Genomic DNA, 22895 nt, shown 5'->3' on the forward strand with positions numbered 1-22895 from the left:
GATGAACTATTCAAAAGCATTGAATGAATGTATTGAAAGTGCCTACATGGTTGCTGGCCATTTTGGAGCTCGTTACCTAGAGTCTTGGCACTTGTTGATTGCCATGTCCAATCACAGTTATAGTGTGGCAGGGGCGACTTTAAATGATTATCCATATGAGATAGACCGTTTAGAAGAGGTGGCTTTGGAACTGACTGAAACGGACTATAGCCAGGATGAAACCTTTACGGAATTGCCGTTCTCCCATCGTTTACAGGTTCTTTTTGATGAAGCGGAATATGTGGCGTCAGTGGTTCATGCTAAGGTGCTAGGGACAGAGCATGTCTTCTATGCGATTTTGCATGATGGTAATGCATTGGCAACTCGTATATTGGAAAGGGCAGGTTTTTCTTATGAAGACAAGAAAGATCAGGTCAAGATTGCTGCACTTCGTCGAAATTTAGAAGAACGGGCAGGCTGGACTCGTGAAGACCTCAAGGCTTTACGCCAACGCCATCGTACCGTAGCTGACAAGCAAAATTCTATGGCTAATATGATGGGAATGCCGCAGACTCCTAGTGGTGGTCTCGAGGACTATACGCATGATTTGACAGAGCAAGCGCGTTCTGGCAAGTTGGAGCCAGTCATCGGTCGGGATAAGGAAATCTCGCGTATGATTCAAATCTTGAGCCGGAAAACCAAGAATAATCCTGTCTTGGTTGGAGATGCGGGTGTCGGGAAAACAGCTCTGGCGCTTGGTCTTGCCCAGCGTATTGCTAGTGGGGATGTGCCTGCGGAAATGGCTAAGATGCGCGTGTTAGAGCTTGATTTGATGAATGTCGTCGCAGGGACACGTTTCCGTGGTGACTTTGAAGAACGCATGAATAATATCATCAAGGATATTGAAGAAGATGGTCAAGTAATTCTATTTATCGACGAACTCCACACCATCATGGGTTCTGGGAGCGGGATTGATTCGACCCTAGATGCGGCTAATATCTTGAAGCCAGCCTTGGCGCGTGGAACTTTGAGAACGGTTGGTGCCACCACTCAGGAAGAGTACCAAAAACACATTGAAAAAGACGCGGCCCTTTCTCGTCGTTTCGCCAAAGTGACGATTGAAGAGCCAAGTGTGGCCGACAGTATGGCCATTTTGCAAGGTTTGAAGGTGACTTATGAGAAACATCACCGGGTGCAAATCACAGATGAAGCGGTTGAAACAGCTGTCAAGATGGCTCATCGTTACTTGACTAGCCGTCACTTGCCAGACTCTGCTATCGATCTCTTGGACGAAGCAGCGGCAACAGTGCAAAATAAGGCTAAGCATGTAAAAGCAGACGATTCAGGCTTGAGTCCAGCTGACAAGGCCTTGATGGATGGTAAGTGGAAACAAGCGGCCCAGCTAATTGCAAAAGAAGAGGAAGTGCCTGTCTATAAAGACCTGGTGACAGAGTCTGATATTTTGACTACCTTGAGTCGCTTGTCAGGTATCCCAGTTCAAAAATTGACTCAGACTGATGCTAAGAAATACCTGAATCTGGAAACTGAATTGCACAAACGTGTCATCGGGCAAGATCAAGCTGTTTCAAGCATTAGCCGTGCGATTCGTCGCAACCAGTCAGGGATTCGCAGTCATAAGCGTCCGATTGGTTCCTTTATGTTCTTAGGGCCTACAGGTGTCGGTAAGACCGAATTGGCCAAGGCTCTGGCAGAAGTTCTTTTTGACGATGAATCAGCCCTTATCCGCTTTGATATGAGTGAGTATATGGAGAAATTTGCAGCCAGTCGTCTCAACGGAGCTCCTCCAGGCTATGTGGGTTATGAAGAAGGTGGGGAGTTGACTGAGAAGGTCCGCAACAAACCATACTCTGTTCTCCTCTTTGATGAGGTAGAGAAGGCCCATCCAGACATCTTTAATGTTCTCTTGCAGGTTCTGGATGACGGTGTATTGACTGATAGCAAGGGCCGCAAGGTCGACTTTTCAAATACCATTATCATCATGACGTCAAACCTTGGTGCGACAGCCCTTCGGGATGACAAGACAGTCGGCTTTGGAGCTAAGGATATCCGTTTTGACCAGGAAAATATGGAAAAACGTATGTTTGAAGAGCTGAAAAAGGCTTACAGACCGGAGTTTATTAACCGTATTGATGAAAAGGTGGTCTTCCATAGCCTATCTAGCGACCATATGCAGGAAGTGGTGAAGATTATGGTCAAACCTTTAGTGGCAAGTTTGGCTGAAAAAGGAATTGACTTGAAATTACAAGCTTCCGCACTGAAATTATTGGCAAATCAAGGATATGACCCAGAGATGGGAGCCCGTCCACTTCGCAGAACCCTGCAAACAGAAGTGGAGGACAAGTTGGCAGAACTTCTTCTTAAGGGAGATTTAGTGGCAGGCAGCACACTTAAGATTGGTGTCAAAGCAGGCCAATTAAAATTTGATATTGCATAAAAAGCGAGGTCGGGAAAAGTTCCCGACCTCTTTATATACCATCATGAGATGGTTTTGCTGTTGCGACTGCTTTTAGGGTTGGATATCTTTCTTAGAATTGCTCAACATGTGAGTAAAAAAATCTTTGTATCGATACTTGAGATATTTTTCGTGTAGGAATAACAAAGCGATATAGATAATCAAAAAGATTGTAGTCATATAGAAGACATCAAATGCAGTTCGCGCATAGTGAGTGGCTGACTGATAGGAGCCAATAGCTCCTAAAATCAACCAAGGAAGATACTTGTAATACTTATTTAGCATAAGAGTGCACCTCCTATATTCTATTTCAATGGTATTATATCCCTTTTTCTAAAATAATGAAAGCGACTACAAAAAACGAATTTAAATTTTTAATAGGAAAATCTTCTGTTTTTCTGTTTTATTACGAATAGAAGAGTAGGAGGAGTAAATGTATCTAAAGTATTTAAGATTTTTAAAATAGTTTAGATAAATTGTTGACATATTTAAACCCCAATGTTACAATTATATTACAAAAAGATTTCTTTATATTTCTAAAATATTACAAATGAGTAGAAAAATGAAAAAGAAAACCTATATCAAATTGATGGCAGCGACTGTATTGGCTTCTACCCTGTTACTGGGAGCTTGTGGGAATAAAAAGGAAACAACTCAGGCAAGCAGTTCTGCTAAGACAAGCCAATCATCAAGCTCCAAAGCAGCTTTTGCTAGCAAAGAAAGCAAGATTCAGAAGTCCTCAAGTTCAGCTTCATCTGAAAAGGCCAAGGCGTCTACTGACCAGTCTTCAGCAAGCGCAACACCATCACAAGCGACCCCTGCACCAGAACAAAGACAAGGTCATGAAGTGTCTAATCAACAGGTAGCTAGCCAACAAACTCCTGCTCAGGCTCCGTCAACTCAGCAAGGTTCTCAAGCCCAGTCTAACCAATCAAGCTATAATTCTACAACTGACCGCAAACTTCAAGACGAGCAAGCAGGGCAAAATAAACGCTACAAGGGTGTTTTAACCATGGTAGATGGTGATTTCTCAGCTGCAGCAGGCAACTGGAAGGGAGCCAATGGCGAAACCATCACAGTTTCATCAGGTGGTCAATTTACAGTAGAATCTGCTGATGGAAAGAAAGAAAATTACTCTATCAAAGGCTATTCTTATACTCTTGATGATGGTAAGTATAATGCCAAAATTGGTGGAGGGAAAGTCATCCAAATTACAACAGGAGCGGATGGCAAGGTTTCCAGTGTTGCTTTGAGTCAATAGTAACCTTCAGTATTTGAATTTTTACAATCAAAGAAAATCCGTCAGCTCAATAAGAGTTGACGGATTATTTTATATTTGTATTTGGGTTAAAAATTCTTCTGTAGTAAGAATTTGAGCAAACTCATCTTGTAGAGAAAGGAGATTAATCTCATGGATAGTCTCAGGAGAGATGGTCTGACCGTTTTTATTAGCTAGGGTAAAACTGGCAGTAGCATCTGCTAGTAAAGTGACTTCAAAACCAAGATTTGCTGCCATTCGTGTAGTAGTGGATACACAATGAGGCAGAGTCAAGCCAACAACGACTAAATGACCAATCTGTTTTTTTCGTAAATATGTTTCAAGATTTGTTCCAATAAAGGCGCTATTAACCGTTTTTTGAAAGACAGGTTCTGAGGTGACCGGTTCAAATCCACTTTTAAACACCTGATTTTGTTTGTTATGAAATTGTGACTGGGGATTGTCAGATATGTGTTGAACGTGTAAGACTGGAAGAGCGTGTTTACGAAAGTATGCCAGTACCCTCAATGCTTGATGTTCAGCTTGAGGGTTATTTCGTTCTCCCCAGATAGGGCTATCAAATGCTTTTTGCATATCGATAATCAGTAGAGCAGTGTGAACCATTTTAAGCTTTCTCCAATTGCAAGAGGGCTTCAATCTCTGCCAGGGTGCTAGCTTGTGAAATAGCTCCACGGAGCTTGGCTGCGCCAGATGTTCCACGGAGGTAGTGAGGAGCGAGGCCACGGAATTCACGAACTGCTACGTTTTCTCCTTTGAGGTTAATCAAGCGTTTCAAATGTTCGTAGGCGATTTTCATCTTGTCTTCAAAGGTCAAATCAGGTAGGATTTCTCCTGTTTCAAAGTAATGGTTGATTTGGTTGAAGAGGTAAGGATTTCCCATGGCAGCGCGGCCAATCATGACTGCATCAGCACCGACTTCTTCAATGCGTTGTTTGGCTTCTTGGACAGTTCGGATATCACCGTTGGCGATGAAGGGAATCTTGGTCAGAGCTTGAGCGACCTTGTGAAGGGTCTCAAGGTCTGCGTGACCTGTATACATTTGCTCACGGGTACGGCCATGCATAGCGAGGGCAGAAACACCTGCTGCTTCAGCAGCGAGGGCATTTTCTACTGCCAGAGACGGGTCAGCCCAGCCGGTACGCATCTTGACAGTAAGTGGAATATCAAGGACAGACTGGACCTTGTTGATGATAGAGTAAATCTTGTCTGGGTCCTTGAGCCACATAGCGCCAGCTTCGTTCTTCACGATTTTGTTAACTGGGCAGCCCATGTTGATATCCACGATATCGGTCTTAGTGTTTTCTTGGATGAATTCTGCTGCGCGTGCTAGGCTGTCTTCATCACTACCAAAAAGTTGGATAGAGACAGGGTTTTCGCCTTCATCGATGTGAAGCATGTGAAGGGTTTTTTCGTTGTTGTATTGGATTCCCTTGTCAGAGACCATTTCCATGACAACGAGTCCAGCTCCGAGCTCTTTTGCGATGGTACGAAAGGCTGAGTTGGTCACGCCAGCCATGGGCGCTAAAACGGTACGATTGGGAATCTCAACATTGCCAATCATAAAAGGTGTATTAAGATTTGTCACGAATGAGTTCCTCCAGGTCGTTTTCATCAAAGTTGTAAGTAGTTTGGCAGAATTGACAAGTGATTTCTGCCCCGTGGTCTTCCTCTTTCATTTCCTGTAAGTCTGAGCTTGGAAGGCTGGCAAGAGCGTTCATAAAGCGCTCATGGCTACAGTCACATTGGAAACGGATTTCTTCTTCAGAAAGACGCTTGTAGGCCTCGTCACCGTAGATTGCTTTGAGGAGGGCTTCAATATGGTCTTCACTTTCGAGAAGCGTTGAGATAGCTGGCATTTCTTGGATACGTTTTTCAAAGCGAGCAATCTCTTCTTCCTTGGCTCCCGGCAAGACTTGAATTAGGAAACCACCAGCAACCTTGACCTTGTCTTCCTCGTCCAAAAGGACATTGAGGCCGACTGCTGAAGGGGTTTGTTGGCTTTCGGTCAGGTAAAAGGCCAGGTCTTCACCGATTTCCCCAGAAATGAGGGGAGTCATAGAGTTGTAAGGATTTCCAGTACCGTAGTCTGTGATAACGAGAAATTGACCATTTCCAACAAAAGGTCCGACTAGAACTTCACCAGTTGCAGTCTTTTTGATGTCAACACCAGGATTTTGAACATAGCCTTTAACGTTCCCCTTGGTATCAGCGACGGTGATGATAGCACCTAGAGAGCTAGATCCCAGTACCTTAACTGTTAGTTTGGTATTTCCTTTTTCATTGGCTGCGAGAATCTGGCTAGCGATAAGAGTTCGACCAAGCGCTACAGTTGAGCTAGCTTGGGTTTGGTGTTTTTCTTGAGCAGTGCGGACGGTTTCCGTGCTATCAAGGACAAAAGCACGAAAGGCTCCGCTTTCTGATATAGTTTTAATAATTTTATCCATAGCTACTATTTTAGCATAAAAATGCCCAAAGGGGGAGCCGTGTGTTTGCTGATTTTTAGGATAATGGACCAGGAAATCAGCATGAAAAGAAAAAGAGAAACAGATTATTTCAGCATTTGTAAGATTTATGCTATGCTTAAAGTAGAAAATGAAAGGGGTAACAAATGTATTTAGGAGACTTGATGGAAAAGGCTGAATCTGGCCAATTTTCAATCCTTTCCTTTCTATTACAAGAGTCTCAGACGACCGTCAAGGCTGTAATAGAGGAGACAGGATTTTCAAAAGCAACCCTAACCAAATATGTCACCCTGCTCAATGATAGGGCTATGGATAGTGGCTTAGAGCTGACTATTCACTTAGAAGATGAAAATCTGCGTCTGTCAATTGGTGCAGCTACCAAGGGGAGAGATATTCGGAGCTTATTTTTGGAGAATGCTGTTAAATACCAGATTTTGGTTTATCTTCTCTACCACCAACAGTTTTTAGCCCATCAGCTGGCTCAAGAATTGATGATTAGTGAGGCTACGCTTGGCCGCCACTTAGCCAGTCTAAATCAGATTTTGTCAGAATTTGACTTATCCATCCAAAATGGACGTTGGCGAGGCCCAGAGCATCAGATTCGCTATTTCTATTTCTGTCTTTTCCGCAAGGTCTGGTCCAGTCAGGAGTGGGAAGGTCACATGCAGAAACCAGAGAGAAAGCAGGAAATTACTACACTAGAAGAAATCTGCGGTGCGAGTTTGTCTTCGGGGCAGAAATTGGACTTGGTTTTGTGGAGTCACATCAGTCAGCAACGTCTTCGGGCCAATGCCTGTCAGTTTCAAGTCATAGAAGAGAAAATGCGAGGGTATTTTGACAATATTTTTTACCTTCGTTTGCATCGAAAGGCTCCGTCCTTTTTCGCTGGGCAACACCTTCCTCTAGGAACTGAGGATGGTGAGATGATAATTTTCTTCTCTTTCCTCCTATCTCATCGCATTCTTCCTCTTCATACTATGGAGTATATCCTTGGTTTTGGAGGGCAGTTGGCAGATTTGCTGACGCAATTGATTCAAGAAATGAAGAAGGAGGAGTTGCTGGGTGATTATACAGAGGACCATGTTACCTATGAACTCAGTCAGCTTTGTGCCCAAGTCTATCTCTATAAGGGCTATATTTTACATGATCGCTATAAGTACCAGTTAGAGAATCGCCATCCTTATTTGCTGATGGAACATGATTTTAGGGGAACGGCAGAGGAGATTTTTCATGCTCTACCTGCCTTTCAGCAGGGGACGGATTTGGATAAGAAAATTCTCTGGGAATGGCTCCAGTTGATCGAGTATATGGCTGAAAATGGTGGTCAGCATATGCGGATTGGTCTGGATTTGACATCTGGTTTTCTTGTCTTTTCAAGGATGGCAGCCATTTTGAAACGGTATTTGGAATACAATCGTTTTATTACTATTGAAGCCTATGACCGAACTCGACATTATGATTTGCTGGTTACCAATAACCCGATTCATAAGAAGGAGCAGACACCAGTCTATTATTTAAAAAATGACTTGGATATGGAAGATTTGGCAGGGATTCGTCAGTTATTATTCACTTAAAAGACTTGGTGCTTCCAGGTCTTTTTTGTGAAATTTACACAATCTCCTCACATTTTTTTAAAAATTAAAAAAAGTTGATAAACAAGAAAGCGCTTTATTTTGTATACTAGTTAGTGTAAAGAGGAGACATCCTCAAGATCTTTATGAGGAGGACATCACATGTCACAAGAAAAATACATCATGGCTATTGACCAGGGAACAACAAGTTCTCGTGCCATTATTTTCAACAAAAAAGGAGAAAAAGTTAGCTCGAGTCAAAAAGAGTTCACTCAGATTTTCCCTCAGGCAGGTTGGGTTGAGCACAATGCCAATGAAATTTGGAACTCTGTTCAGTCAGTTATTGCGGGTGCTTTCATCGAAAGTGGTGTGAAACCAAGTCAGATTGAGGCAATCGGGATTACTAACCAACGTGAAACAACGGTCGTTTGGGATAAGAAAACAGGGCTTCCTATCTACAATGCTATCGTTTGGCAATCACGCCAAACTGCTCCTTTGGCTGAACAACTGAAAAGCCAAGGTTATGTGGAAAAATTCCATGAAAAGACTGGTTTGATCATCGATGCTTACTTCTCTGCGACCAAGGTTCGTTGGATTTTGGACCATGTAGAGGGCGCTCAAGAGAGAGCTGAAAAGGGTGAATTGCTCTTTGGTACCATTGATACTTGGTTGGTTTGGAAATTGACTGACGGTGCGGCTCACGTGACCGACTACTCAAATGCAGCCCGTACCATGCTTTATAACATTAAAGAACTTAAATGGGATGATGAGATTTTGGAAATTCTCAACATTCCAAAGGCTATGCTTCCAGAAGTTCGTTCTAACTCTGAAATCTATGGTAAGACAGCGCCATTCCATTTCTACGGTGGAGAAGTGCCAATCTCAGGTATGGCTGGTGACCAACAGGCAGCCCTCTTTGGACAGTTGGCCTTTGAACCTGGTATGGTTAAAAATACTTATGGAACAGGTTCTTTCATCATCATGAATACTGGTGAAGAGATGCAGTTGTCTGAAAATAACCTCTTGACAACGATTGGTTACGGAATCAATGGCAAGGTTTACTATGCCTTGGAAGGTTCTATCTTCATCGCAGGAAGTGCCATTCAATGGCTTCGTGATGGACTTCGCATGGTCGAAAATTCACCAGAATCTGAAAAATACGCTCGTGATTCTCACAATGATGATGAAGTTTATGTCGTGCCAGCCTTTACAGGACTAGGAGCACCGTACTGGAACCAAAATGCTCGCGGTTCTGTCTTTGGTTTGACTCGTGGAACAAGTAAGGAAGACTTTATCAAGGCAACTCTTCAATCAATTGCTTATCAAGTGCGTGATATTATCGATACGATGCAAGTGGATGCTCAGACAGCTATCCAAGTTTTGAAAGTAGACGGTGGTGCAGCTATGAACAACTTCCTCATGCAGTTCCAAGCTGACATCTTGGGAATCGACATTGCACGCGCCAAAAACTTGGAAACAACAGCTCTAGGAGCAGCCTTCCTAGCTGGTTTGTCAGTAGGGTACTGGAAAGACTTGGATGAGTTGAAACTCTTGAACGAGACAGGAGAACTCTTTGAGCCATCTATGAACGAATCTCGCAAGGAACAACTCTACAAGGGTTGGAAGAAGGCTGTGAAAGCAACCCAAGTCTTTGCGGAAGTAGACGACTAATACTGGAAGAATAAAGCGACTTAGTTAGAAAGTGTGTAAATATGGAATTTTCAAAGAAAACACGTGAATTATCAATTAAAAAAATGCAGGAACGTACCCTGGACCTCTTGATTATTGGTGGAGGAATCACAGGGGCTGGTGTAGCTTTGCAGGCGGCAGCTAGCGGTCTTGAGACTGGATTGATTGAAATGCAAGACTTTGCAGAAGGAACATCCAGTCGTTCAACAAAATTGGTTCACGGAGGTCTGCGTTACCTCAAACAATTCGACGTAGAAGTGGTATCAGATACAGTTTCAGAACGTGCAGTGGTACAACAAATTGCTCCACACATTCCAAAACCAGATCCAATGCTCTTGCCAGTTTACGATGAAGATGGAGCGACCTTTAGCCTTTTCCGTCTCAAAGTAGCTATGGACTTGTATGACCTTTTGGCAGGAGTTAACAATACGCCAGCTGCTAACAAGGTCTTGAGCAAGGAAGAAGTCTTGGAACGTCAACCAAACTTGAAGAAAGAAGGCTTGGTAGGAGGTGGAGTTTACCTTGACTTCCGTAACAACGATGCGCGTCTCGTGATTGAAAATATCAAACGTGCCAACCAAGACGGTGCCCTCATTGCCAACCACGTGAAGGCAGAAGGTTTCCTCTTTGACGAAAGTGGCAAGATTACAGGTGTCGTAGCTCGTGATTTGTTGACAGACCAAGTCTTTGAAATCAAGGCCCGTCTGGTTATTAATACAACAGGTCCTTGGAGCGATAAGGTACGTAATTTGTCTAATAAGGGAACCCAATTCTCACAAATGCGTCCAACTAAGGGAGTTCACTTGGTAGTGGATTCAAGCAAGATCAAGGTTTCTCAACCAGTTTACTTTGACACAGGTTTGGGTGACGGTCGTATGGTCTTTGTTCTCCCACGTGAAAACAAGACTTACTTCGGTACAACTGATACAGACTACACAGGTGATTTAGAACATCCAAAAGTGACTCAGGAAGATGTAGATTACCTACTTGGCATTGTCAACAACCGCTTCCCAGAAGCCAACATCACCATTGATGATATCGAAAGCAGCTGGGCAGGTCTTCGTCCATTGATCGCAGGCAATAGCGCTTCTGACTACAATGGAGGAAATAACGGTACAATCAGTGATGAAAGCTTTAACAACTTGATTGCGACTGTTGAATCTTATCTCTCTAAAGAAAAAACGCGTGAAGATGTTGAGTCTGCTGTCAGCAAGCTTGAAAGCAGTACCTCTGAGAAACATTTGGATCCATCTGCAGTTTCTCGTGGTTCGAGCTTGGATCGTGATGATAATGGCCTTTTGACCCTTGCTGGTGGTAAAATCACAGACTACCGTAAGATGGCTGAAGGAGCTATGGAGCGCGTGGTTGAAATCCTCAAAGCAGAATTTGACCGTAGCTTTAAACTCATCAATTCTAAGACTTACCCTGTTTCAGGTGGAGAATTGAATCCAGCAAATGTGGACTCAGAAATCGAAGCCTTTGCGCAACTTGGAGTGTCACGTGGATTGGATAGCAAGGAAGCCCACTATCTCGCAAATCTATACGGTTCAAATGCACCGAAAGTATTTGCCCTTGCTCACAGCTTGGAACAAGCGCCAGGACTCAGCTTGGCAGACACCTTGTCCCTTCACTATGCAATGCGCAATGAGTTGGCTCTTAGCCCAGTTGACTTCCTTCTTCGTCGTACCAACCATATGCTCTTTATGCGTGATAGTTTGGATAGCATTGTAGAGCCAGTTCTAGATGAAATGGGACGTTTCTACGAATGGACAGAAGATGAAAAAGCAACTTACCGTGCTGATGTCGAATCAGCTCTTGCTAACAACGATTTAGCAGAATTAAAAAATTAAGAAAAAATAAAAGAGGTGGCGGGCAGGACTCCTAGTCTACCCTCTCCTCCTTTTTAATGGAGACAGAAAGATGATGAATGAATTATTTGGAGAATTTCTAGGGACTTTAATCCTAATTCTTCTAGGAAATGGTGTTGTAGCAGGTGTAGTTCTTCCTAAAACCAAGAGCAACAATGCAGGTTGGATTGTGATTACTATGGGTTGGGGGATTGCAGTTGCGGTTGCAGTATTTGTATCTGGCAAGCTCAGTCCAGCTCATTTAAACCCAGCTGTGACCATTGGTGTAGCTTTAAAAGGTGGTTTGCCTTGGGCTTCCGTTTTCCCTTATATCCTAGCTCAGTTTGCAGGGGCTATGCTGGGTCAGATTTTGGTTTGGTTGCAATTCAAACCTCACTATGAGGCAGAAGAAAATGCAGGAAATATTTTGGCTACTTTCAGCACAGGACCAGCTATCAAGGATACAGTTTCTAACTTGATCAGCGAAATCCTTGGCACCTTTGTATTGGTATTGACAATCTTTGCTTTGGGACTTTATGACCTTCAAGCAGGAATCGGAACCTTTGCAGTGGGGACTTTGATTGTCGGTATCGGTCTATCACTAGGTGGGACAACAGGTTATGCCTTGAACCCTGCACGTGATCTTGGACCTCGTATCATGCACAGTATCCTTCCAATTTCAAACAAGGGAGACGGAGACTGGTCTTATGCTTGGATTCCAGTTGTGGGACCTGTTATCGGTGCAGCCTTGGCCGTGCTTGTATTCTCACTTTTCTAATCTAGAAAACAATTTTGTTGATAGAGCTTGAGATGAAAATCTCAGGCTCTTTTTTAAAAATATACATAGAAAAACCGCATAATTTTTAAAATTAGCTTAAATATAATGAAAATCTACGGCAAACAATTGAAAAATTACCCTAGAAAGTGGTACAATGGTAGAAAAATACTATAGTAAAAGTTTATCTTATTTTACAAAAATTACAGAAATGAATGGTTTTTCTTGATGAAACAGAGAAAAGAATTATACCTTTTTCTTGGTCGGACAGCCTTGTATTTTCTTATCTTTCTAGGGCTGCTTTACTTCTTTAGCTATCTTGGCCAGGGTCAAGGAGGCTTTATCTATAATGAATTTTAACTTGAAGGAGAATTCCTATTGTGTCAAATAAACCAATAGTAGATATGATTGAAACCATTGAGCATTTTGCTCAGATACAGCCTAGCTATCCTGTTTACAATGTTTTGGGACAGGAACACACTTATGGAGATTTAAAGTCTGATTCGGATAGTTTGGCTGCAGCCATTGACCAACTAGGCTTGCCTGAGAAGTCTCCCGTGGTTGTTTTCGGAGGCCAAGAATATGAAATGTTGGCAACATTTGTAGCACTGACTAAGTCAGGTCATGCCTACATTCCCATTGATAGCCATTCAGCCTTGGAGAGAGTTTCGGCTATTTTAGAAGTAGCAGAGCCAAGCTTGATTATTGCCATCTCAGATTTTCCATTGGTGCAGGTTTCGACACCTATGATGACTCTGGATCAGGTTCAAGAAGCCTTTGCCCAAGGGACTAGCTATGAGATCACACATCCAGTCAAGGGCGATGATAACTACTACATTATCTTTACTTCTGGTACGACTGGTAAGCCAAAGGGAGTGCAGATTTCCCATGATAACCTCCTCAGCTTTACCAACTGGATGATTATGGACAAGGAATTTGTGACGCCAAGTCGTCCGCAAATGCTGGCTCAACCACCTTATTCATTTGACCTGTCTGTCATGTACTGGGCACCGACCTTGGCACTTGGTGGTACGCTTTTCGCTCTTCCTTCAGCTATTACTCAGGACTTTAAGCAACTCTTTGCGACCATCTTTTCATTGCCAATCGCTATCTGGACATCAACGCCTTCTTTTGCGGATATGGCCATGTTATCAGAAGACTTCAATAGTCAGAAAATGCCTGGAATCACGCATTTCTACTTTGATGGAGAAGAATTGACGGTTAAAACGGCTCAAAAATTGCGTGAGCGTTTCCCACATGCCCGTATTATCAATGCCTACGGCCCAACAGAAGCGACAGTAGCCCTGTCAGCAGTTTCCGTGACAGACGAGATGTTAGCGACTCTCAAACGCCTACCAATCGGCTATACCAAGGCTGATTCTCCAACCTTTATTATTGATGAGGAAGGCAATAAACTGCCAAATGGTGAACAGGGAGAAATCATTGTTTCTGGGCCAGCTGTTTCAAAAGGTTATATGAACAATCCTGAAAAAACAGCGGAAGCCTTCTTTGAATTTGAAGGTCTGCCAGCCTATCACACAGGCGATGTGGGAACCATGACAGATGAGGGCTTACTTCTCTACGGCGGACGCATGGACTTCCAGATTAAGTTCAACGGTTACCGCATTGAGTTAGAAGATGTCTCTCAAAATCTTAATAAGTCTCGTTATATCGAATCTGCTGTCGCAGTACCACGTTATAACAAGGATCACAAGGTACAAAATCTACTGGCCTATGTCATCTTAAAAGACGGTGTTCGTGAGCAGTTTGAGCGTGATATCGATATTACCAAGGCTATCAAGGAAGACCTGATAGACATCATGATGTCCTACATGATGCCGTCTAAATTCCTTTACCGAGACAGTTTGCCATTGACTCCCAATGGAAAGATTGATATTAAAGGATTGATTAACGAGGTGAATAAGAGATGATGGAGTTCTTTCAACAGCTTCCTCATTTAGAGCCATACGGCAATCCTCAGTATTTTGTCTATGTGATTGCTGCAACCTTACCCATCTTTATTGGCCTCTTTTTCAAGAAACGCTTTGCCTGGTATGAAGTGCTGGTTAGCCTCTTCTTTATCGTCACCATGTTGGTGGGTGGAAAGACCAATCAACTGGCTGCCTTGGGTATTTACCTTTGCTGGGAAATAGTGCTCCTGCTTTTCTACAAGCATTATCGAAAAAGCAAGGATGGCAAGTGGGTCTTCTACTTAGTTAGTTTTCTGTCCTTACTTCCGATTATCTTTGTCAAGGTGCAGCCAGCTATCAATGGAACGCAGTCTTTGCTTGGATTTTTGGGAATTTCTTATCTGACCTTTCGTTCGGTTGGGATTATCATCGAGCTGAGAGATGGAGTGATTAAGGATTTTACCCTCTGGGAATTCCTTCGTTTCCTTCTCTTCATGCCGACTTTTTCAAGTGGTCCAATCGATCGTTTTAAGCGATTTAATGAAAATTATCATGCCATTCCTGAGCGAGATGAGTTGATGAATATGCTGGATGAATCTGTTCGCTATATCATGTGGGGCTTTTTGTATAAGTTTATCCTAGCTCATGTTTTAGGAGAGACCTTGTTGCCTCCTTTGAAGAATTTAGCCTTGCAATCAGGTGGTTTCTTTAACCTCTATGCTTTAGCGGTTATGTATACCTTTGGTCTGGAGCTCTTCTTTGACTTTGCAGGTTACTCTATGTTTGCCTTAGCCATCTCAAACTTAATGGGAATCCGTAGTCCCATTAACTTTAACAAGCCCTTTTTATCAAGGGATTTAAAGGAGTTTTGGAATCGTTGGCACATGAGTCTTTCTTTCTGGTTCCGTGACTTTGTGTTTATGCGGATGGTGATGGTATTGACTAGAAAGAAGGTCTTTAAAAATCGTAATGTAACCTCAAGTGTGGCCTACATTGTAAATATGCTGATTATGGGATTTTGGCATGGAGTGACCTGGTACTATATCGCCTATGGCCTCTTTCATGGGATTGGACTGGTTATCAATGACGCTTGGATTCGTAAGAAAAAAACGCTCAATAAGGAGCGGAAAAAAGCAGGGAATGCTGCTCTACCTGAGAATCGCTGGATTCAGTTGCTTGGCATGGTTGTCACCTTCCATGTCGTCATGCTATCATTCTTAATCTTTTCTGGATTTTTGAATGATTTATGGTTTAAAAAATAAAAGGAAATAAAATATGGATATCAAATCAGAAGTTATCGAAATTATTGACGAGTTGTTTATGGAAGATGTTTCTGACATGATGGATGAAGATCTTTTTGATGCAGGTGTCTTGGATAGTATGGGAACGGTTGAATTGATTGTGGAGATTGAGAACCGTTTTGACATTCGTGTCCCTGTAACAGAGTTTGGTCGCGACGACTGGAATACAGCTAATAAAATCATAGCTGGTATTGTGGAGCTACAAAATGCTTAAACGCTTATGGATGATCTTCGGACCGGTCTTGATAGCTGGTTTGTTGGTTTTTCTGCTCATCTTCTTTTATCCTACTGAGATGCGTCATAATCTAGGAGCTGAAAAGCGTTCAGCGGTGGCTACTACTATCGATAGTTTTAAGGAGCGAAGTCAAAAGGTCAGAGCTTTATCTGATCCAAATATGCGTTTTGTTCCCTTCTTTGGCTCTAGTGAATGGCTTCGTTTTGACGGTGCTCATCCTGCGGTATTAGCTGAGAAATACAATCGCTCCTACCGTCCTTATCTTTTAGGACAGAGGGGAGCTGCATCGCTTAACCAGTATTTTGGAATGCAACAGATGTTGCCACAGCTAGAGAATAAACAAGTTGTGTATGTTATCTCACCTCAGTGGTTCAGTAAATATGGCTATGAACCAGCAGCTTTTCAGCAGTATTTTAATGGAGACCAGTTGACCAGTTTTCTGGCACATCAATCTGGAGATCAGGCTAGTCAATATGCAGCGACTCGCTTACTACAGCAGTTCCCAAACGTAGCTATGAAGGACCAGGTTCAGAAGTTGGCAAGTAAAGAAGAATTGTCGACGGCAGACAATGAAATGATTGAATTATTGGCTCGTTTTAACCAACACCAAGCTTCCTTTTTTGGTCAGTTTTCAGTTAGAGGCTATGTCAATTATGATAAGCATGTAGTTAAGTATTTAAAGACATTGCCAGACCAGTTTTCTTATCAAGCCATAGAAGATATTGTTAAAGCAGATGCTGAAAAGAATACTTCCAATAATGATTTGGGAATGGAAAATTATTTCTATAATACGCAGATCAAGAAGGATTTGAAGAAATTAAAGGACTCTCAGAAAAGCTTTACCTATCTTAAGTCGCCAGAGTATAATGACTTGCAGTTGGTTTTAACTCAATTTTCCAAATCTAAAGTAAACCCGATTTTTATCATTCCACCTGTTAATAAAAAATGGATGGACTATGCTGGTCTACGAGAGGATATGTACCAACAAACGGTGCAGAAGATTCGCTACCAGCTAGAAAGTCAAGGTTTTACAAATATAGCCGATTTTTCTAAGGATGGTGGGGAACCTTTCTTTATGAAGGATACTATTCACCTTGGTTGGTTGGGTTGGTTGGCTTTTGACAAGGCAGTTGATCCTTTCCTATCCAATCCCACACCAGCTCCGACTTACCATCTGAATGAGCGCTTTTTCAGCAAAGATTGGGCGACTTATGATGGAGATGTCAAAGAATTTCAATAGATAATAATGTAGAAGAGTTCAAGAATGAAGCCTATTTTCACGTTTTTTCTTGACTCTTTTTTTGCTTGTGATATAATTAACTGGTAAATAAAATTCCAAAGAATAGTATTTTTCTCTTAAAAAGAGAAGTCCCAAAGGAAAGGAGTCAGATATGAGACAGCTAGCGAAGGATATCGATGGCTTTTTGAATGAGGTGATTTTACAGGCGGAAAACCAACATGAAATCCTAATAGGGCATTGTACTAGCGAGGTAGCTCTGACCAATACCCAGGAGCATATCCTCATGCTTTTGTCAGAGGATTCTTTAACAAATTCAGAGTTGGCTCGTCGTCTCAATGTCAGTCAGGCGGCAGTTACCAAGGCCATTAAGTCTTTGGTCAAGGAAGGGATGTTGGAAACATCTAAAGATCCTAAGGATGCGCGTGTGATTTTTTATCAGTTGACTGATTTGGCTCGTCCAATCGCTGAGGAGCACCACCATCACCATGAGCATACGCTTTTAACATATGAACAAGTGGCAACTCAGTTTACTCCAAATGAACAAAAAGTGATCCAGCGGTTTTTGACTGCTTTAGTAGGAGAAATCAAATAATGAGATATATTACGGTAGAGGATTTGTCCTTCTATTATGATAAGGAGCCCGTTCTTGAACATATCAATTATAGTGTTGATAGTGGGGAATTTGTTACCTTGACAGGGGAGAATGGGGCAGCTAAGACGACACTGATTAAGGCCAGTCTTGGAATTCTCCAACCACGCATTGGTAAGGTGACTATTTCAAAGACAAATACGCAGGGTAAGAAATTGAGAATAGCCTACCTGCCTCAACAGATTGCCAGTTTTAATGCAGGTTTTCCAAGTACAGTTTATGAATTTGTCAAGTCGGGTCGCTACCCGCGAAAAGGTTGGTTCCGTCGTTTGAATGCTCATGATGAGGAGCATATCAAGGTTAGTTTGGACTCAGTTGGTATGTGGGAACACCGAGACAAACGCTTGGGGTCTCTATCCGGAGGACAAAAGCAGCGAGCGGTGATTGCGCGCATGTTTGCTTCGGATCCAGATGTGTTTATTCTAGATGAGCCGACAACGGGGATGGATGCAGGAAGTAAAAACGAATTTTACGAACTCATGCACCACAGCGCCCATCATCATGGCAAGGCTGTTTTGATGATTACTCATGACCCTGAAGAAGTTAAGGACTATGCGGACCGCAATATTCATCTAGTCCGTAACCAAGACTCGCCATGGCGTTGTTTCAACGTTCATGAGAATGACCAGGAGGTGGGCCATGCTTAGTTTATTATCTTATGACTTTATGCAACGCGCCTTTCTGGCTGTTATTGCCATGAGTCTTTTCTCGCCAGTTCTTGGAACCTTCCTTATCTTGCGTCGTCAGAGTTTGATGAGTGATACCCTCAGCCACGTCTCGCTTTCGGGTGTAGCCTTTGGTCTGGTTCTGGGGATTTCTCCGACTATTTCTACGATTGCTATTGTCTTGATTGCGGCAGTCTTCCTGGAGTATCTCCGTACGGTTTACAAGAACTTTATGGAAATCGGGACAGCTATCCTCATGTCAACAGGTCTGGCTGTTTCTCTGATTGTCATGAGCAAGGGTAAAAGCTCTAGCTCAATGAGTTTGGACCAGTATCTTTTTGGTTCAATCGTGACTATCAGTGAAGAGCAGGTCATTTCCCTCTTTGTCATTGCGGCGGTTGTCTTGATTTTGACCTTCCTCTTCCTTCGTCCTATGTATATCCTGACCTTTGATGAGGATACGGCCTTTGTGGATGGCTTGCCAGTTCGTACCATGTCCATTCTTTTTAACATGGTGACGGGGGTGGCCATTGCCCTTATGATTCCAGCTGCGGGAGCTCTTCTGGTATCGACCATTATGGTCTTGCCAGCTAGTATTGCCCTGCGTCTGGGGAAAAACTTTAAATCGGTTATGCTGCTTGCCAGTGCTATTGGATTTTTGGGAATGGTAGCAGGACTTTACATTTCCTACTATGCAGAAACACCTGCAAGTGCAAGTATTACCATTATTTTTGTAACTGTTTTCTTGCTAATCAGTTTAGTAAGACGTTTTATCAAATAGGAGATGAACATGAAAAAAATTAGCTTATTACTCGCCAGTCTATGTGCCTTGTTTTTAGTGGCTTGTTCTAATCAAAAGCAGGCAGATGGCAAACTAAATATTGTGACAACCTTTTACCCTGTCTATGAATTTACCAAGCAAGTCGCAGGAGATACGGCTAATGTAGAGCTCCTCATCGGTGCTGGGACAGAACCTCATGAATATGAACCGTCTGCCAAGGCAGTTGCTAAAATCCAAGACGCAGATACCTTCGTTTATGAAAATGAAAACATGGAAACATGGGTACCTAAATTGCTAGATACTTTGGATAAGAAAAAGGTGAAAACCATCAAGGCGACAGGCGATATGTTGCTCTTGCCAGGTGGTGAGGAAGAAGAGGGAGACCATGACCATGGAGAAGAAGGTCATCACCATGAGTTCGATCCCCATGTTTGGTTATCACCAGTTCGTGCTATTAAACTAGTAGAGCATATCCGTGACAGTTTATCAGCAGATTATCCTGATAAAAAAGAGACCTTTGAGAAGAATGCTGCTGCCTATATCGAAAAATTACAAGCCTTGGATAAGGCTTATGCAGAAGGCTTGTCTCAAGCCAAACAAAAGAGCTTTGTAACGCAGCACGCAGCCTTTAACTATCTCGCCTTGGACTATGGACTCAAACAAGTCGCAATCTCAGGTCTCTCTCCAGATGCAGAACCATCAGCTGCTCGTCTGGCAGAATTGACAGAGTACGTCAAGAAAAATAAAATTGCCTATATCTACTTTGAGGAAAATGCTTCACAAGCCCTTGCTAACACACTTTCAAAAGAGGCAGGTGTCAAAACAGATGTCCTCAATCCTTTAGAAAGTCTGACAGAAGAGGACACCAAGGCTGGAGAAAACTACATTTCCGTGATGGAGAAAAACCTCAAGGCTCTGAAACAAACAACGGACCAAGAAGGCCCAGCAATCGAGCCTGAAAAGGCAGAGGATACCAAGACAGTTCAAAATGGTTACTTTGAGGATGCAGCTGTCAAGGACCGTACCTTGAGTGACTATGCAGGTAACTGGCAATCAGTTTATCCTTTCCTTGAAGATGGAACCTTTGACCAAGTCTTTGACTACAAGGCTAAGTTGACTGGTAAGATGACTCAGGCTGAGTACAAGGCCTACTATACAAAAGGCTATCAGACAGATGTGACTAAGATTAACATTACTGATAACACTATGGAATTTGTTCAAGGTGGACAAAGTAAGAAATTCACCTACAAGTATGTTGGTAAGAAAATCTTAACTTATAAGAAAGGAAATCGTGGCGTGCGCTTCCTCTTTGAAGCCACAGATGCAGACGCTGGACAGTTCAAGTATGTTCAGTTTAGTGACCACAATATCGCCCCAGTTAAGGCAGAACATTTCCATATCTTCTTTGGAGGCACAAGCCAAGAAGCCCTCTTTGAAGAAATGGATAACTGGCCAACCTACTACCCAGATAACCTATCTGGCCAAGAAATTGCCCAAGAAATGCTGGCGCATTGATGAGAAATCGACTAGTTCATAGGAGCTAGTCGGTTTTTAGATATTAGATGGCTAACTTCATTATAGACCTTTCCAGAACTTTAAAAAATAAATAAAACTCTTGAAATATCTGGGCTTATATGCTAGAATGTTGTTAGTGTATAAGGTTCATTAGAACACCAAAGCCCCTAACTATTGCCGTAGTTAAGGGCTTTTTTGACGTATCTTAGCGATTTAACGGGTGTTGATAGGCTAGTCATTCGGTCTATTTCTTACCATATTTCAATCTACTATATTTAAAATCAGAAAATGTATCAGATGTATAAAAGCTTGATGTTATATCAATTATAAAAGTGGATAGGAAAGTTTTCTGATTATCAGAATTCCTTCCTATCCACTTTTTGAAGATTGTAAGTTAGCCTAATTTTATGTAGAATCAGCTTATTTGTTTTATTTATCAAAACCTTGCAAGGCTTTTTGGCGTTCTTCTACTTGACCTTTAGCATCTAGTTTGTTACCACCGTATACAGCTGATTCCCATGATCCGTACATTGGATTTGGGAAGATGATGAATTTTTCACCGAATTCTTTTTGCAATTCTTCAAGTTGTTTATCACGGTCAGATTCAGAAGTCTTAGAAAAATCTGCAAAGTCTACGAGGTTATCACCAAACAATAAGATAAGATTTGTTTTTTCTTGAACTTTTTGGCGACGACCTTCTTTGGATTTTACACCACTTTCTAAGAACATGAGATGATCACGTCCTTGAACAGGAATTCCTTCACTTTCAAGATTTTTAATGGTAGCATCTACTTGATTAGCTGAGCGGTCAGAAATATAGTAGATTTGGACACCGTTTTGATCAGCAACTGAAGAAAATCCTTGGCACCTGGGACAGCTTTTGCTGCAGCTTTTTGAACCCAAATATCCCAATTTGCGGGTGTGAATGCTGTACCGTCTTTGACATTTTGTACTTGATAAGGGCTATTATCTAGGACAGTTTCATCCAAGTCTAAAACGATGGAGTAAGGTTTGTCTGATTCTGTTTTGAGCAATTCCTTTAGGTGATTTGTTGCAACGTTATAACCCTGTATGTATAAAGCTTTAGTTTCAGCTGATTTTTGATACCAAAGGGTTGACATAGTATTTTCTCTTGACCGTAGTTGGTCATATGTCAATGTAATCTGATTATCAGATGAGCTATTATTGCTTGTCTGTGTTTCTGTAGACTTTGTTGAACAACTAGCCAATAAGACGACAGAAGCAAGTGCAGAAAGGATTGTAACAGTAGTTTTTGCTGTTTTCATGAAATATCTCCTATTTATTCATTTCAATAAATAGTATAGCACGAGGGAAAAGTTAAGGCAAGTTATTCCCTGACTATTGATGTAGATTCTATAGAAGTTAATGTAATGAAAAAAGCGATTACTGACTTGAAATGTAGTTTCACCTCTAATTATTGACATTTCAGGAAAAATCGCAGTAAAAACTGCACAGCCTTCTTTAAATGTGCTATAATACAGGAAAAAATAATAATGGAGGTCACGATAATGGCAACATTTTTGATGATTTTTGTGGTGGTTTGTGTGCTCCTATTGCTGATAGTCACACTGAGTACAGTTTATGTGGTTCGTCAGCAGTCGGTGGCGATTATTGAACGCTTTGGGAAATACCAAAAGGTTGCCAATAGCGGTATTCATATTCGCTTGCCTTTTGGGATTGACTCGATTGCAGCTCGGATTCAGTTGCGCTTGCTGCAAAGCGATATTGTTGTTGAGACTAAGACCAAGGACAATGTGTTCGTTATGATGAATGTAGCGACCCAGTACCGTGTCAACGAACAGAGCGTGACAGATGCCTACTATAAACTCATGCGTCCAGAATCTCAGATTAAATCTTATATCGAAGATGCTCTTCGCTCTTCTGTTCCCAAATTAACCTTGGATGAATTGTTTGAGAAAAAAGATGAGATTGCCCTTGAAGTCCAACACCAAGTGGCGGAAGAAATGACAACTTACGGTTATATTATCGTGAAAACCTTGATTACTAAGGTGGAACCAGATGCAGAAGTTAAGCAATCCATGAATGAAATCAATGCGGCGCAACGTAAGCGGGTTGCAGCGCAAGAATTGGCAGAAGCTGACAAGATTAAAATCGTCACTGCAGCTGAAGCCGAAGCAGAAAAAGACCGCCTTCATGGTGTGGGGATTGCCCAACAACGTAAGGCGATTGTGGATGGATTGGCAGAGTCTATCACAGAACTCAAGGAAGCAAATGTTGGCATGACAGAAGAACAAATCATGTCTATCCTCTTGACCAACCAGTATTTGGATACCTTGAATACCTTTGCCTCTAAAGGAAACCAAACTATCTTTTTACCAAATACTCCAAATGGTGTAGATGATATCCGTACACAAATCTTGTCAGCCCTCCGTGCTGAGAAGAAATAATAGACCAAAGAGCTTGGCAACAGGCTCTTTTTGCATTGCATTTGTTAAGAAAAGCAAAGAACATTGATATACATTTATACTCAATGAAAATCAAA

The 22895-nt window shown here is 42.1% G+C and carries 20 protein-coding genes and 1 pseudogene; 16 read left to right on the top strand and 5 right to left on the bottom strand.

All coding sequences use genetic code 11. The annotated features are described in order from the left end of the window. The first annotated feature begins 1 nt into the window (after window position 1). Window positions 2-2434 carry an ATP-dependent Clp protease ATP-binding subunit gene (locus ACAM22_RS00230; protein WP_265471636.1) on the top strand — a complete coding sequence of 811 codons (2433 nt, stop codon included), beginning with the start codon at window positions 2-4 and terminating at the stop codon, window positions 2432-2434. Window positions 2435-2506: 72 nt separating this feature from the next. On the opposite strand, the gene ACAM22_RS00235 is transcribed toward ACAM22_RS00230, so the two are convergent. Continuing rightward, on the bottom strand, window positions 2507-2737 hold the full coding sequence (locus ACAM22_RS00235; protein WP_265471635.1) for a hypothetical protein: 231 nt from the start codon (window positions 2735-2737) through the stop codon (window positions 2507-2509). Between the two features lie 277 nt (window positions 2738-3014). On the opposite strand from ACAM22_RS00235, the gene ACAM22_RS00240 reads away from it, so the two are divergent. Continuing rightward, on the top strand, window positions 3015-3713 hold the full coding sequence (locus tag ACAM22_RS00240; RefSeq protein WP_265471634.1) for a hypothetical protein: 699 nt from the start codon (window positions 3015-3017) through the stop codon (window positions 3711-3713). Window positions 3714-3782: 69 nt separating this feature from the next. Here ACAM22_RS00240 and ACAM22_RS00245 read toward each other — a convergent pair whose 3' ends face one another. Genes ACAM22_RS00245 through hslO form a run of 3 tightly spaced genes read right to left on the bottom strand, consistent with a single transcriptional unit; the run spans window position 3783 to window position 6175 of the window. Further along, entirely contained in the window at window positions 3783-4334 is a 552-nt protein-coding gene (locus tag ACAM22_RS00245) for a cysteine hydrolase family protein (protein ID WP_369606776.1), read from the bottom strand. 1 nt (window position 4335) lies between these two features. After that, the gene (gene dusB, locus ACAM22_RS00250; RefSeq protein WP_025169901.1) at window positions 4336-5316 is read right to left on the bottom strand and encodes a tRNA dihydrouridine synthase DusB; all 981 of its coding nucleotides are present in this window, start codon (window positions 5314-5316) and stop codon (window positions 4336-4338) included. Then, the gene (gene hslO, locus ACAM22_RS00255; RefSeq protein ID WP_369606777.1) at window positions 5303-6175 is read right to left on the bottom strand and encodes an Hsp33 family molecular chaperone HslO; all 873 of its coding nucleotides are present in this window, start codon (window positions 6173-6175) and stop codon (window positions 5303-5305) included. Before hslO ends, dusB begins: the two co-directional genes overlap by 14 nt. Before the next feature lie 164 nt (window positions 6176-6339). Here hslO and ACAM22_RS00260 point away from each other — a divergent pair, with 164 nt between their 5' ends. From ACAM22_RS00260 to adcA, 13 genes are all read left to right on the top strand, one after another. After that, window positions 6340-7767: a helix-turn-helix domain-containing protein gene (locus ACAM22_RS00260; protein WP_261202485.1), complete on the top strand. Its 1428-nt coding sequence runs from the start codon at window positions 6340-6342 to the stop codon at window positions 7765-7767. Between the two features lie 159 nt (window positions 7768-7926). Beyond that, a complete protein-coding gene (gene glpK / locus ACAM22_RS00265; RefSeq protein ID WP_369606778.1) occupies window positions 7927-9435 on the top strand; it encodes a glycerol kinase GlpK in 1509 nt (502 codons plus the stop codon). 41 nt (window positions 9436-9476) lie between these two features. Further along, complete coding sequence (gene glpO / locus ACAM22_RS00270) at window positions 9477-11303, top strand: type 1 glycerol-3-phosphate oxidase (RefSeq protein ID WP_369606779.1); 1827 nt, start codon at window positions 9477-9479, stop codon at window positions 11301-11303. Window positions 11304-11373: 70 nt separating this feature from the next. Continuing rightward, entirely contained in the window at window positions 11374-12078 is a 705-nt protein-coding gene (locus ACAM22_RS00275) for an MIP/aquaporin family protein (protein WP_049491164.1), read from the top strand. A gap of 225 nt (window positions 12079-12303) precedes the next feature. After that, window positions 12304-12435 (top strand): teichoic acid D-Ala incorporation-associated protein DltX, encoded by a 132-nt coding sequence (locus ACAM22_RS00280; RefSeq protein WP_000813666.1) that lies wholly within the window; start codon window positions 12304-12306, stop codon window positions 12433-12435. A 20-nt stretch (window positions 12436-12455) separates the two neighbouring features. Beyond that, window positions 12456-14006, top strand: a complete 1551-nt coding sequence (gene dltA / locus ACAM22_RS00285; protein WP_049535477.1) for a D-alanine--poly(phosphoribitol) ligase subunit DltA — start codon at window positions 12456-12458, stop codon at window positions 14004-14006. Then, window positions 14003-15247, top strand: coding sequence for a D-alanyl-lipoteichoic acid biosynthesis protein DltB (dltB, locus tag ACAM22_RS00290; protein ID WP_369606780.1), 1245 nt, complete (start codon window positions 14003-14005; stop codon window positions 15245-15247). Before dltA ends, dltB begins: the two co-directional genes overlap by 4 nt. A 13-nt stretch (window positions 15248-15260) precedes the next feature. Next, on the top strand, window positions 15261-15500 hold the full coding sequence (dltC, locus tag ACAM22_RS00295; RefSeq protein WP_000351967.1) for a D-alanine--poly(phosphoribitol) ligase subunit DltC: 240 nt from the start codon (window positions 15261-15263) through the stop codon (window positions 15498-15500). Beyond that, window positions 15493-16761 carry a D-alanyl-lipoteichoic acid biosynthesis protein DltD gene (gene dltD / locus ACAM22_RS00300; protein WP_000919879.1) on the top strand — a complete coding sequence of 423 codons (1269 nt, stop codon included), beginning with the start codon at window positions 15493-15495 and terminating at the stop codon, window positions 16759-16761. Before dltC ends, dltD begins: the two co-directional genes overlap by 8 nt. A gap of 151 nt (window positions 16762-16912) precedes the next feature. Then, a complete protein-coding gene (gene adcR / locus ACAM22_RS00305; protein ID WP_001249311.1) occupies window positions 16913-17353 on the top strand; it encodes a zinc-dependent transcriptional regulator AdcR in 441 nt (146 codons plus the stop codon). Beyond that, entirely contained in the window at window positions 17353-18057 is a 705-nt protein-coding gene (locus ACAM22_RS00310; protein WP_042901817.1) for a metal ABC transporter ATP-binding protein, read from the top strand. Before adcR ends, ACAM22_RS00310 begins: the two co-directional genes overlap by 1 nt. Continuing rightward, entirely contained in the window at window positions 18050-18856 is an 807-nt protein-coding gene (locus tag ACAM22_RS00315; protein WP_045612455.1) for a metal ABC transporter permease, read from the top strand. Before ACAM22_RS00310 ends, ACAM22_RS00315 begins: the two co-directional genes overlap by 8 nt. Window positions 18857-18865: 9 nt before the next feature. Next, on the top strand, window positions 18866-20371 hold the full coding sequence (adcA, locus tag ACAM22_RS00320) for a zinc ABC transporter substrate-binding lipoprotein AdcA (RefSeq protein ID WP_173876681.1): 1506 nt from the start codon (window positions 18866-18868) through the stop codon (window positions 20369-20371). A gap of 429 nt (window positions 20372-20800) precedes the next feature. Here the strand turns inward: adcA and ACAM22_RS00325 are convergent. After that, window positions 20801-21657, bottom strand: a pseudogene (locus ACAM22_RS00325) (5'-nucleotidase, lipoprotein e(P4) family). A 258-nt stretch (window positions 21658-21915) separates the two neighbouring features. Here ACAM22_RS00325 and ACAM22_RS00330 point away from each other — a divergent pair. After that, window positions 21916-22800, top strand: a complete 885-nt coding sequence (locus ACAM22_RS00330) for an SPFH domain-containing protein (RefSeq protein ID WP_004237018.1) — start codon at window positions 21916-21918, stop codon at window positions 22798-22800. The last annotated feature ends 95 nt before the right edge of the window (window positions 22801-22895 follow it).

The sequence above is a fragment of the Streptococcus sp. SN-1 genome (assembly GCF_041154385.1).
Lineage (GTDB): Bacteria > Bacillota > Bacilli > Lactobacillales > Streptococcaceae > Streptococcus > Streptococcus mitis_CT.

Excerpts from the sequence above, each read along its gene's own strand:
- ACAM22_RS00235 (WP_265471635.1), bottom strand. The coding sequence starts at position 2,737 with ATGCTAAATAAGTATTACAAGTATCTTCCTTGGTTGATTTTAGGAGCT.
- glpK (WP_369606778.1), top strand. The coding sequence starts at position 7,927 with ATGTCACAAGAAAAATACATCATGGCTATTGACCAGGGAACAACAAGT.
- ACAM22_RS00280 (WP_000813666.1), top strand. The coding sequence starts at position 12,304 with ATGAAACAGAGAAAAGAATTATACCTTTTTCTTGGTCGGACAGCCTTG.
- hslO (WP_369606777.1), bottom strand. The coding sequence starts at position 6,175 with ATGGATAAAATTATTAAAACTATATCAGAAAGCGGAGCCTTTCGTGCT.
- glpO (WP_369606779.1), top strand. The coding sequence starts at position 9,477 with ATGGAATTTTCAAAGAAAACACGTGAATTATCAATTAAAAAAATGCAG.
- dltD (WP_000919879.1), top strand. The coding sequence starts at position 15,493 with ATGCTTAAACGCTTATGGATGATCTTCGGACCGGTCTTGATAGCTGGT.
- ACAM22_RS00310 (WP_042901817.1), top strand. The coding sequence starts at position 17,353 with ATGAGATATATTACGGTAGAGGATTTGTCCTTCTATTATGATAAGGAG.
- ACAM22_RS00275 (WP_049491164.1), top strand. The coding sequence starts at position 11,374 with ATGATGAATGAATTATTTGGAGAATTTCTAGGGACTTTAATCCTAATT.
- ACAM22_RS00260 (WP_261202485.1), top strand. The coding sequence starts at position 6,340 with ATGTATTTAGGAGACTTGATGGAAAAGGCTGAATCTGGCCAATTTTCA.
- ACAM22_RS00230 (WP_265471636.1), top strand. The coding sequence starts at position 2 with ATGAACTATTCAAAAGCATTGAATGAATGTATTGAAAGTGCCTACATG.
- dltB (WP_369606780.1), top strand. The coding sequence starts at position 14,003 with ATGATGGAGTTCTTTCAACAGCTTCCTCATTTAGAGCCATACGGCAAT.
- adcA (WP_173876681.1), top strand. The coding sequence starts at position 18,866 with ATGAAAAAAATTAGCTTATTACTCGCCAGTCTATGTGCCTTGTTTTTA.
- ACAM22_RS00245 (WP_369606776.1), bottom strand. The coding sequence starts at position 4,334 with ATGGTTCACACTGCTCTACTGATTATCGATATGCAAAAAGCATTTGAT.
- ACAM22_RS00330 (WP_004237018.1), top strand. The coding sequence starts at position 21,916 with ATGATTTTTGTGGTGGTTTGTGTGCTCCTATTGCTGATAGTCACACTG.
- adcR (WP_001249311.1), top strand. The coding sequence starts at position 16,913 with ATGAGACAGCTAGCGAAGGATATCGATGGCTTTTTGAATGAGGTGATT.
- dltC (WP_000351967.1), top strand. The coding sequence starts at position 15,261 with ATGGATATCAAATCAGAAGTTATCGAAATTATTGACGAGTTGTTTATG.
- ACAM22_RS00315 (WP_045612455.1), top strand. The coding sequence starts at position 18,050 with ATGCTTAGTTTATTATCTTATGACTTTATGCAACGCGCCTTTCTGGCT.
- ACAM22_RS00240 (WP_265471634.1), top strand. The coding sequence starts at position 3,015 with ATGAAAAAGAAAACCTATATCAAATTGATGGCAGCGACTGTATTGGCT.